At 71.8% G+C, this 10,076-nt stretch carries 16 protein-coding genes; all 16 read left to right on the forward strand.

Translation table 11 applies throughout. From position 1 onward, the window contains the following. The first annotated feature begins 7 nt into the window (after positions 1-7). Positions 8-2,617: a DNA translocase FtsK gene (locus QCN29_RS36945; RefSeq protein ID WP_398860422.1), complete on the forward strand. Its 2,610-nt coding sequence runs from the start codon at positions 8-10 to the stop codon at positions 2,615-2,617. A gap of 192 nt (positions 2,618-2,809) precedes the next feature. Then, the gene (locus QCN29_RS32475; RefSeq protein WP_279932649.1) at positions 2,810-3,925 is read left to right on the forward strand and encodes a hypothetical protein; all 1,116 of its coding nucleotides are present in this window, start codon (positions 2,810-2,812) and stop codon (positions 3,923-3,925) included. Positions 3,926-4,106: 181 nt separating this feature from the next. Beyond that, positions 4,107-4,388 (forward strand): hypothetical protein, encoded by a 282-nt coding sequence (locus QCN29_RS32480; RefSeq protein ID WP_279932650.1) that lies wholly within the window; start codon positions 4,107-4,109, stop codon positions 4,386-4,388. Positions 4,389-4,486: 98 nt separating this feature from the next. Then, entirely contained in the window at positions 4,487-5,065 is a 579-nt protein-coding gene (locus tag QCN29_RS32485) for a hypothetical protein (protein ID WP_279932651.1), read from the forward strand. Positions 5,066-5,188: 123 nt separating this feature from the next. Then, on the forward strand, positions 5,189-5,437 hold the full coding sequence (locus QCN29_RS32490) for a hypothetical protein (RefSeq protein ID WP_279932652.1): 249 nt from the start codon (positions 5,189-5,191) through the stop codon (positions 5,435-5,437). A gap of 130 nt (positions 5,438-5,567) precedes the next feature. Continuing rightward, positions 5,568-5,765, forward strand: coding sequence for a hypothetical protein (locus QCN29_RS32495; protein ID WP_279932653.1), 198 nt, complete (start codon positions 5,568-5,570; stop codon positions 5,763-5,765). 54 nt (positions 5,766-5,819) lie between these two features. Beyond that, positions 5,820-6,014 (forward strand): hypothetical protein, encoded by a 195-nt coding sequence (locus QCN29_RS32500; RefSeq protein ID WP_279932654.1) that lies wholly within the window; start codon positions 5,820-5,822, stop codon positions 6,012-6,014. Between the two features lie 90 nt (positions 6,015-6,104). Further along, on the forward strand, positions 6,105-6,803 hold the full coding sequence (locus QCN29_RS32505) for a DUF6197 family protein (protein ID WP_279932655.1): 699 nt from the start codon (positions 6,105-6,107) through the stop codon (positions 6,801-6,803). Between the two features lie 37 nt (positions 6,804-6,840). Further along, entirely contained in the window at positions 6,841-7,380 is a 540-nt protein-coding gene (locus tag QCN29_RS32510; RefSeq protein WP_279932656.1) for a hypothetical protein, read from the forward strand. Between the two features lie 151 nt (positions 7,381-7,531). After that, the gene (locus QCN29_RS32515) at positions 7,532-8,035 is read left to right on the forward strand and encodes a hypothetical protein (RefSeq protein WP_279932657.1); all 504 of its coding nucleotides are present in this window, start codon (positions 7,532-7,534) and stop codon (positions 8,033-8,035) included. Then, positions 8,035-8,307: a hypothetical protein gene (locus QCN29_RS32520; protein ID WP_279932659.1), complete on the forward strand. Its 273-nt coding sequence runs from the start codon at positions 8,035-8,037 to the stop codon at positions 8,305-8,307. The genes QCN29_RS32515 and QCN29_RS32520 overlap by 1 nt, the downstream gene beginning before the upstream one ends. A gap of 92 nt (positions 8,308-8,399) precedes the next feature. Further along, complete coding sequence (locus QCN29_RS32525; protein WP_279932661.1) at positions 8,400-8,684, forward strand: hypothetical protein; 285 nt, start codon at positions 8,400-8,402, stop codon at positions 8,682-8,684. After that, positions 8,681-9,169 carry a hypothetical protein gene (locus tag QCN29_RS32530; RefSeq protein ID WP_279932663.1) on the forward strand — a complete coding sequence of 163 codons (489 nt, stop codon included), beginning with the start codon at positions 8,681-8,683 and terminating at the stop codon, positions 9,167-9,169. The genes QCN29_RS32525 and QCN29_RS32530 overlap by 4 nt, the downstream gene beginning before the upstream one ends. Next, positions 9,166-9,375 carry a hypothetical protein gene (locus QCN29_RS32535; RefSeq protein WP_279932664.1) on the forward strand — a complete coding sequence of 70 codons (210 nt, stop codon included), beginning with the start codon at positions 9,166-9,168 and terminating at the stop codon, positions 9,373-9,375. Before QCN29_RS32530 ends, QCN29_RS32535 begins: the two co-directional genes overlap by 4 nt. Further along, a complete protein-coding gene (locus QCN29_RS32540) occupies positions 9,372-9,653 on the forward strand; it encodes a WhiB family transcriptional regulator (RefSeq protein WP_279932665.1) in 282 nt (93 codons plus the stop codon). The genes QCN29_RS32535 and QCN29_RS32540 overlap by 4 nt, the downstream gene beginning before the upstream one ends. Then, positions 9,650-10,076: hypothetical protein (locus tag QCN29_RS32545; protein WP_398860428.1), on the forward strand; the 427-nt coding region annotated here is incomplete at its 3' end. The genes QCN29_RS32540 and QCN29_RS32545, both read left to right, overlap by 4 nt.

Below are 10,076 nucleotides of genomic sequence, written 5' to 3' on the forward strand. Positions count from 1 at the left end.
GACCAGCATGACCGAGATCGACACCACGACGGAAATCGGCAGCGGCGCCCTTGACCGGAAGCTGCTGTGGGACGCGGCCGAGCTGCTCGTGGCCACCCAGTTCGGCTCCCCGTCGATGCTCCAGCGCAAACTGCGCATCGGCTGGGACAAGACCGCCCAGGTCATGGACGTGATGGAGAACCTCGGCGTGGTCGGCCCGGACCAGGGCTCCAAGGCCCGTGACGTGCTGATCAGACTGGTCGAAGACCTTGAGCCGGTGTACGAGGCGCTGTATGGCGACGGCCCGGCCGCCACGGTGACCGTGTTTTCGTCGGCCCGTCACGCTGAGGCGGCGACGGTCGACTTCACCAAGCCGGTCTCCCCGGCCGCCGCCCCGACCGTCCCGGTCGACGAGCCGGAGCCCGAGCACGATCGCGCGGTGGAGGGCACCGTCTACACCGCCGACGAGTGGGAGCTGCGCCCCGACCCCGAGGGCGACCGTCCCTGGATCAACCCCGCCCTGCGCACCCCGGAAGGCCGCAAGGCCCGGGCCCGCTACATCGGCCGTCAGGTCCGCCGGCGGGCCCGCAAGGCCGCCGCCCGGCAGCGCACCGTCCACGGCTTCGTGCCGCGTGTCTTCCGCGGCGAGAAGCGGATGCGTGCCTGGGTCGTCGGGGTCGAGGGCGCCAAGGCTCGCGCGGACGTCAACCTCGCCCTGGCCACCGTGAAGGAGGCTGACCGCGCCGCCCGCCGTGCCCGTGTATCGCTCCTTGACCGCAGCAGGAAGCGGGCCGCGGCCCAGGCGCTGCAGCTGGAGGCCGGCAAGCAGCTGGTCGTAGCGCAGAGCGCGAAGAAGCACGCGCAGAACGTCGTCGCCGTCCGCGCCGGTGTCACCTACGGCCCGCTGATCGCGGCCGATGCGGCGGCGTACGGCTTCGCGGACGTGTGGGGCTTCCTCGGCGCCCTGGTGCTCAACCTCGTCGGTGCCTCCTGGCTGGGCCGCGATGTCGCGGCGAGTGAGGAGGAGATGGAGAAGCTGGAGCAGATCGAGGCTGGCATCCCTCAGCAGGTCAGCGTCGGCATGACGCCGCGGATGTTCGAGCAGATGATGCGCCAGGCCCTGACCGAGGACCTGAAGGTCACCCTGGCCGCGCTGCGGGTCGACCCGCACGCGTGGGGCTTCGAGATCCACGTCTGGCTGGAGCGGATGAGCCCGGAGAAGATCTCCGCCGGGCTGGACCTGCTGGAGGCCTGCCTGCCGGGCGTGCGTACCGGCAGCATCCTGCTGCAGCAGTCTGCGCAGTCCCGCAACTACTGCGTCATTCGCGTACCCGGCGACAATCCCTGGCAGGCCGTTCCCGAACTCCCCTACCGCAAGCCGCAGTCCATTTCCACCAACGACATTCACCAGGCCCAGATCGGCGCCGACATGGCAGGCCGCCCCCTGGCCCTGCCGATGTGCCGCACCAACGTCAACGTGGTCGGCGCCAGCCGTTCCGGCAAGTCCACGATTCTGCGGGCCATTCTGGACGCCCTCACCGCGACCGAGGACCAGATCATCATCGGCATCGACCTGGGCAGCGCCGGATCCGGCTTCGGGGGCCTGCGCCATGCGATGCACGTCGTAGCGACGACCCCAGCCCAGGCGCGGGCCGCCCTGCAGTGGGCGCTGGACATCGGCAAGGGCCGTCCCTCTCTGTTCACCCCGCTGGGCATGGGGGAGAACTGGGTCACCTCCCGCAAGCGGCCCGGCATCACCGTCGTCGTCGACGAGTTCCCGACCCTGGTCCGCGAGAGCCGCAAGGGCTACTACGACGAGGTCGCCAAGCGGCAGGTGCCCTGGGACCTGGACGGCATGCTCGCCGAACTGGCGATCACCTCGGCGAAGAGCGATGTCACGGAGATCATTGCCGGGCAGGGCGTCACGAAGGAGAAGGTCAAGGACAACACGTGGCTCGTCGAGCTGCCCGTCCAGGTGCTCGCCGCCTGCGACAAGGACGACGTCGTCCAGATCCTCGGCGACGGCATGCTCGCCCAGGGCTGGCGCGCGGACCGGCTCGTGCCCGCCATGGGCGACCAGCTCAACGACGCCTCCGTGGCGTACGTGATGGCCGGCAGCGCCTACTGCGAGCCCATCCCGTACCGCGCGTGCTACGCAGGCGACGACGAGCTGCTGCGCCGCGGCAAGGAGCGGGCGGCGGCCGGCCTGGTCGACATCGACGCCGAGTCCGCGAAGTTCAGCCGCATCACGCTGAAGCAGCTGATCGACGCGAGCGCCGAGACGTTCGCGACCGGGGGAGAGGAGCACGAAACCGTCCCGCAGCTGATCACCTCCATCCGGCAGGTCTACACGGCGCTCAGCGACCCGAGCGGCCTGCAGCTGGAGGAGATCGCGGCCGGCCTCGGCCAGCTCGACCCCCACCGCTGGGACCTCGCCGCCTTCGGCGGCGACGACACCACCGAGCAGGAGGCCGCCCGCGCCGCCGCGCTCAAGGCGGCGATCAAGGCCGTGCTCGCCCCCGCCGGCAGGTCCTGGACCACCGACAGCTACCGGCCGCGCCCCGGCGCGGGCACGGTTAAGGGCTACTGCCTGCGGCACCTCAAGAAGATCACCGGTGAGGACGCGGACGGCTCCTGACCGACCGGAACACGTCAGGAACATGCAGGTCAGCGGCCCGGAACAGCCCGGGAACGCGGGCGGAACACCTCCAGGGACCGGGAACGGTGTTCCGCCCCCGGGCCCCCGTTCCGGCAGCGTTTCCCCGCCCTGACCTGCAGGTTCCTCCCCGTTCCCGCCTGTTCCCCGCCCGAAAGACCATGGGAGTCCGCTATGACCTTCAACCAGCTGCGGCCCAACGAACCGGCCGCCGGCTACTACCGGATCACCGCCGAGCGCCGATTCATGTACCTGCAGCAGGACCCGGCCCACACCCTGCGGACCGTCTGGCAGACCCTCCCCGTCACCTGCCTGATGTGCGCCGCCGACACCGGCCTGACCCTCTTCCACGAGCGCGGCGCCCAGGACGTCGTCCAGGCGCTCTGCCCGGCCGGCCACCTGTGGCCCGAACCCCTCGTCGACCCCGGCCACTTCCGCACCTACGCCGAGCTCCACGGCTGCGTCGACACGCAGCCCGAGGCGCTGTGGATCATCGACGCCGGATTCGGCGAGGAGCCGCCGCCCCCGATCGACTACGCCGCCGACATCGCCGGCGCGGCCAAGCACGTCGCCAAGCACGCCAAGCGCAAGGCCAAGACCAGGATCAGGCGCGCGGTGCGCACCCCGATCCGCAAGGCGAAGAAGAAGGCTCTCAACCTCGCCTTCACCCCCGTCTCCGCCGTCCTGCGCGGCGCCTGGAACCTCCAGGCCGGCGGCGTGTCCGCCGACCCTGCGAAGACCGGGAAGTCGGCCGGCACCGAGGGCGGCAGGAAGCGCAAGGGCGAGCCCGAGCTGAAGATCCCCTCGGTCGCTGCGTACCGCCGGGCCTACGGCATGCCCGCCCCCGAAAAGGGCCCGGCCTGCCTGGTCTGCGAGGACTCCGGCCGCATCACCGCCCCCGGCATCAGCATCGGTTGCACCGAGTGCGCCGGCCCCGCCGCCGCGGCGATGGCCGCCGCCGAGCGCAAGGCCGAGCGGGCCCGGACCGGCAAGACCCCATCGCGCCGCGGCCGCCCGGGCAGCGGTCGCGAGGCGACGGGAAGGAGCGGCGGCCGCACCCCCGGTGCCGGCCAGGGCGTCACGGTCGACGGGGACAGCAACCAGCCCATCCGCGTCAACTCCTCCGCTGGCAGCGGTGGCCCGCTCGCCGCTGACCAGGCCGCCGACGTCCGGGACGCGGTCAGCTCGGCTGCCTCCCGCACCTCCAGCGGCGTGCACGTCGCCGGTACGAACAACGCCCCCGTCGCCGACGTCACCCGTGGGGCCGCACCCGATGGTTCCAACCCGTAGTCGCCTGACCGGCCGGAACGCAAGAAACCCGGACTTGATGTATGCATACTCTTGAAATGAATATTGGGAGTCTGCATTATTGAGGTGTCGCAAGCGCCCCGGGGCGGCGGCCAGGTCGCCAACTCAGCCACCCGCCCCGGGCCTTCCAACCCGCACCACCGAATCCGAAACAGGAGCAGAAATGACACAGACCCCGGCAAAGCAGCAGGCACACCCCACGCACCCCTGGCCCGACAACGTCACCGCCCGCTACGCCAACCTCACCGGCGCCACCGTTGACGTTCTCACCGACAACACCGACGTGCGCGCCGTCTGCACCGGCTGCCCGGCCGCCGAGCAGACCTATCCGCTCAGGGCCCCCGGCACGCACACCGGATACGAGCTGCGCCCCGCCCTCGCCTCGGCGCAGTCGTGGGCCCAGGACCACGCCGAACGCTGCCGCGCTCTGCCCCGCCCCGCCTGAGCCGCCCCCGGGGCGGACGCCAGGTCGCCAACTCAGCCGGCCGCCCCGGGCCTCCCAAACCCGCAGCCCGCAGCACCACGTCACCGAAGGAGCAGCACGTGACCATCTCCGCCCAAGCCGGCCAGTCGCGCCCGACCGCCGGCGCCGCCCGCCGCCTCACCGTCCGCGCCCTGAAGCAAGTCCGCCAGCTCACCGACCCCGCCGCCAGCGCGACCCTCCTGGCCATGGTCGGCCTGTGGCTCACCCGTACCGGCCCGGCCTGGCTCACCACCGCCAGCGACTGGACGATCCTGCTCTACGCAGTCGCCATCCTCGGCACCAAGACCACGGCCGACGCCGTCGTCGAGCACGTCATCGACCTGATCGACCCCGACCGCTGGGACGGCGACATCACCTTCGAGCTCGCCGAGGGGCTGACCCAGCTGCGCGCCGACATCGACAACGGCGCCGACATCGACGACGTCCTGGACAGCCTGCGCGCCAGCAACCTGGTGCCCGAACTGCTCTCCACACTGCGGAACCTGGCCGCCGAGTACGCCGCCCGCGGCGACGACGAGGAGAACCAGCGGCTGGTCGCCGCCGTCCTGCACCTGCGCAACGCCGACAAGACCATCGGATACGGCAGCGACCTCGACGCGCGCGAGGCCGCAGGCACCTACCAGAAGTACCCGCAGTAGCTGCGCCCCGGGGGCGGCGGCCAGGTCGCCAAACTCAGCCCACCGCCCCCGGGCCTCCCAACCCGCTCCAACCGGAGCAGGGGGCCGGAACCATCGTCCCTCATCACCGCGAGGAGCAAAACCATGACCCCCCGCCCCGACGACATCGCCAAGGCCCGCGAGGACCTGAAGAAGACGCTCGCCGCCGCCAAGGCCAAGCGAGACAAGATCTTCGAAGAGACCGAGAAGGCCCGCGAGGCCGCAGAGGCCGAGATGTGGAAGACGGTCAAGACCGAGCTGGACGGCGCGTACCACGGTGCCCGCACCGACGCCGTCGAAGTCCTCGGCTTCACCCGCGACTACATCCTCAAGCAAACCAAGAAGTACAGCTAACACACCCGCCCCGGGGCCGGCCGCCAGGTCGCCAAAACTCAGCCGGCCGCCCCCGGACCTCCCGACCCGACCAGTACGAGGAGTAAGCCATGGGCTGCGTGACCGCCTCCGCTCCGCCGCGTACGACGCGATGACGAACTCGGACGGTTCGCCCGCCGGCGCCCGCCGCGCCAGCCAGACCGCCTCCCTGCTCGCTTCCACGGCCGCCGACCACAGCACCGTCGCCGCCGCAGCCATCGCCGGACTCCGCGCCGTAGCCGCCGCGGCCGAGGGCGCACTGTCCAACTACGTCTACCCGCCCGGCGACTACGCCTCCTTCACCGAGTAGCCCCCGCCCGCCCCGCCACCCCAAGACCCGTCAACCACTGATCAGGAGAGCGACATGTTCAAGGCAGGCGACGAGGTACGGATCAACTCCTGCGAAGACGACCCCCGCGCGGTCGGCAAGACCGGCCACATCGTGGACGAGGTCCCGCCGGGCCCGCTCACTGCCGGCAGGTGGACGGTGAACAGGATCAGCCTCTTCATCGGCCCCGTCCTGTGCCACACCCACGAGCTGCGCAAGACCAGCCGGTGATCACCCGCTGACACCCCGTCCCTCCCGGGGCCGGCCGCCAGGTCGCCAACCACTCAGCCGCCGCCCTGCGGATCTCTCCCAACCCGCCCCATGCCCAGACAGGAAGGCCTCGCCATGCCCGCCTCCGCGACCGCGACCGCTCCGCGGACCTTCTGGTCCGAAGCGGCCCTCGCCGCAGCAGTCGACACGGCCTTCGCCGAAACGCTCGCCGAAGAACTGGCCGCCGCACTCGCCGACGCCGCACCGGCCGGGCCCGCCATCGCCCTCCCGGACACCGACACCCTCATCCGCCAGGCCGGCATCGTCACCGGGCCGTGCCCGCCCGACCCGCGCACCCCCTCCGCCACCGGCCGCTTCCTGAAGAAGGCGTCGATCATCGCCGCTCGGGCCGCCTGGTGGCTGCTCAAGCACACAATCCTCTGCGCCGGCGACCTGCTGGTCGGGGCCCTGCGCATCGTCTGGCACCTCGCTGCCGAACGCCGGCCAAGTCCCGACCGGGCCATCGCCCCAGCCGACTTCCTGCAAGCCACGTCCGAGCACATCAAGACCCGCGGCTGGACGCAGTTCGTCATGGAGTCGAGCCGAGGCGTATGCATCCTCGGAGCCGAGCGCGACCTGATCCGCTCCGGGACCGGCACCCGCGCCACCGCCTCCGAGGCCAACGTCCACCTGCTCGCCGTCACCGGCTCCCGCTCGGTCCCGGGCTGGAACGACCAGCTCACCCGTACCGAGGCCCAGGTCCACCAGACGCTCCTGGTCGCCTCCACCCGCGCCCGCGCCGCCCGCTGACCATCCAACTCCCGCTTCGTATCCGGAAGGCCACACCATGCTCACGGTCACCAGCGACAGCGTCTCCTACTTCCAGCGCCGCCTCGTCAAGCACACCGAGTCCATCGCCCCCGACGCCGCGCGTCTGGTCGCCGGCCGCTTCGGCGCCCTGCCCCCGGTACAGCTCGTCATGGTCGGCGACCTCAACCGCTGGTCGGCCCTCACAGCCGACACCGAACTCGCCCTTATTCCCGGGGTCTCCGACCGGATCCAGGCCGCGCACCGGCGCGAGTACCGCCGAGGCCGGCGCAGCAGGTACGGCATCACCGTGCTCGGCCCGAACGGCGTAATCATCCCCATCAACCTGCGCAAGGCCCGCACCGAAACCGACATCAACGCCACCGTCGTCCACGAGCTCACCCACGCCCACCAACTCGGCAACACCCAGGCCCGCGCCCAGCACATCGCGTACCTGCGGCACTGCTGGGACGTCGAGAAGCTGCCGCGCCGACAGGTCAAGCAGTACGAGCGGCTCATCGACCGCCGCGAGGTCGAAGCCCACGGCGCCGAAACCCTCGCCTCCCGCCTCCCCGCCTGATCCGCCGGCGGGCCGCACCGACCTGCCCCACACCCCCAGCTGCCCTGATCTGCCCACCCGGCCGTGTCGTCCGGACCGCAGGCCACCGGCCCGGACGACGCGGGGGACCGGACAGCCCGGCCCGCAACCGCTGCCAGAAACGGAGAACTTCGTGACCCCGACCACCCTGACCCGCACGGCGCCCGCAGCCCCGACCGACCACAGCGACCTGGTCCACGACATCCGCCTGCGCACCGCCGCCGGCACCGGCAACCCGACCCAGGACGTCGCCCAGCTGCTCACCCACATCGAGATGCTGGAGCAGCGCCTGGCCGCCGCCGAGGCCGTCTTCCCCGGCATCACCCAGCTCACCCCCGGCGAGCCGATCGAGCTAACGATCTACCGCACGGAGTACGAGCACGGCCAGCTGCCGCTCGGCCTCTACACCAACCGCGACGCCGCCCGCGCCCACAGCGAGGACCTCCGCACCCGCGAAGGCCTGCCCGCCGGCGCGATCCTCACCTGGATCCCCGACTTCGGCGACGCCGAGGCGATCGAGGAGCTGGCCGTCTTCTGGCCCGGCGAAGGCGACGAGATGGAGGAGGACAGCTCCACCGGCTACCTCGTCACCCCGCTCACGCTCACCGCCGTGTACGACCCGGAGGCCGAGGAGTGATGGGCCCGCGCACCGTGTGGGAGATCGACGTCCCCATCGAGCACCGGCTGGACAAGACCCGCAAGGGCGTCCACGTCTTCACCGGCCTGGCCGAAAACGGCCACGAGGCAATCGCCTCCGCCCTGCGCGCCTGCGAGATCGCCCAGCTGCACGCCAGCTCCGGCCAGCCGATCCCCGCCGGCACCAGCCGCGGCGACTGGTCCGCCCGCGGACTGCGCCCCGACTGGGAGCTGCGCTGGGACCGCGCCGAGAAGAAGCAGATCGTCCTCTGACTACGCCCCGGGGCGGCCGCACAAGGCCTGAGAAACCGCCGGCCGCCCCGGGCCCCTCACCCCGCCAGGAGCGGAGAAGGAGAAACCCCATCATGCACGCCCCGACCGTCCGACCGCAGCGTCCGCAGGGCACCGCCGGCGCCATCATGCGCGCCATCGCCCGCCGCAGCCCCCGCCTGAACACCACCGCGGAGTCCGTCTGCGAGCGCGAGCAGTGCTTCGTCGCCTGGAGCGGTGAAGAGGCCGACTGCTGGAACTGCGGCATGCCCGCCACCCTCCGCAGCACCCGGCGCGGCTCCGCCCTCCAGCGGCTCCTGGCCGCCGTCGACGCCCGCACCCCCCGCCCCCGCAACTCCCGGAAGGCGGCCCTGGCATGAGCAACCTGAAGTACCTTAACCACCTCATCGGCGCCCAGGCCCTGGGCGACCACCTCACCGCCGCCGTCCAGGACCTCGTCGACCGCGAGCACGTCACCCGCGCCGACGCCTACCAGCAGGTCACCGACGCGGCCGACGCCGGCGATGTGGCCGTCCTCGCCGCCACCCGCCAGATGTGGGCCCGCCGCGACGACGTCGACCCTGAAGAAGCACCCGCCCGCCGGCTCTACGTCCTGGAGCGCACACCGACCGGCGTCTTCGTCGCCTTCGTCGACATCGACCAGGCTGCCGACGACACCGACGACGGCGAACACGCCAACCTCGTCCCGGAACTGCTCCCGTACAACGACCACTCCCTCGGCGCCGAGCTGCCGGTCGAGGTGCTGGAGATGTACCGGCTCGAGGCCTGGGAGCCGTTCGAACTGCTGCTGCCGACCGTGGGCGGCATCGACAACGTCCGGCCGCAGGGGGAGCGGAAGCCATGACCACCGCACCGCCTCGCCCGAACGTGACCGCCTGCCGCCAGTGCGCCGGCCGCCCGGCCGCCGTGCTTCAGACCGTCTCCGCCAGCAGGCACGACAACACCCGCATCGCCGACCACCTGGCCGCCGAGCTCGGCGACGGCGCCCACACCCACGCCGACCGCAACGGCGACATGCACGTGGTCCGTCCGACCGGAACCACGTCGTGAGCGGCCGCCTCGCCCCCTTCCCCCGGTTCACCGGAGCCGAGCCCTGCCAGGCCCCGGACACCGACCCCAACTGGTGGACCAGCGACAACTCCAACGACCGAGCCGCTGCTCAACTGGCCTGCCGCCGCTGCCCCCTCGCCATGCGCGAGGCCTGCCTGGCCTGGGCCCTCGACCACCCCACCGACGCCGGCGACGCCATCTGGGCCGGCACCACCCGCACCCGGCGCTCCCAGCTGCGCCGCGAATTCACCACCACTGCCCCGAAGGAGCCGAAGTGAACGACGCCTACCGTGCCGCCATCGTCGACATGCTGAACAACGGCGCCACCGCCGACGACATCCGCGCTCAGCTGCCCGACGTGACCGTGGGCGAGATCGCAGCCATCGCCGAGACCCAGGGACTGACCCGAGCCCACGCCAAGGCCTCAGCCTCCCCGATCCCGAACGTCGACCCGCAGCTGGCGCACGCTCTGGCCGCCCTGGCCTGGGGAGAGAACAGCCACACCGCTCGCATCCGCCACCTGGCGGCCCGCACCCGCGCCGGCCTGAGTGAGCTGCAGCAGCTGAAGCGCGACGCCTCCGCGATCGAGGCGGCCGAGAAGGAAGTCGCCGAGGCGACCCAGACCCTGACCAAGGCCCAGGCCAAGCTGCGGCGCCTGAAGAACGGCGGCAAGGCGACGAAGCCGACCGCCAGCGCCAACG

The organism is Streptomyces chengmaiensis, from assembly GCF_029846775.1.
GTDB classification, from domain to species: Bacteria; Actinomycetota; Actinomycetes; order Streptomycetales; family Streptomycetaceae; genus Streptomyces; species Streptomyces chengmaiensis.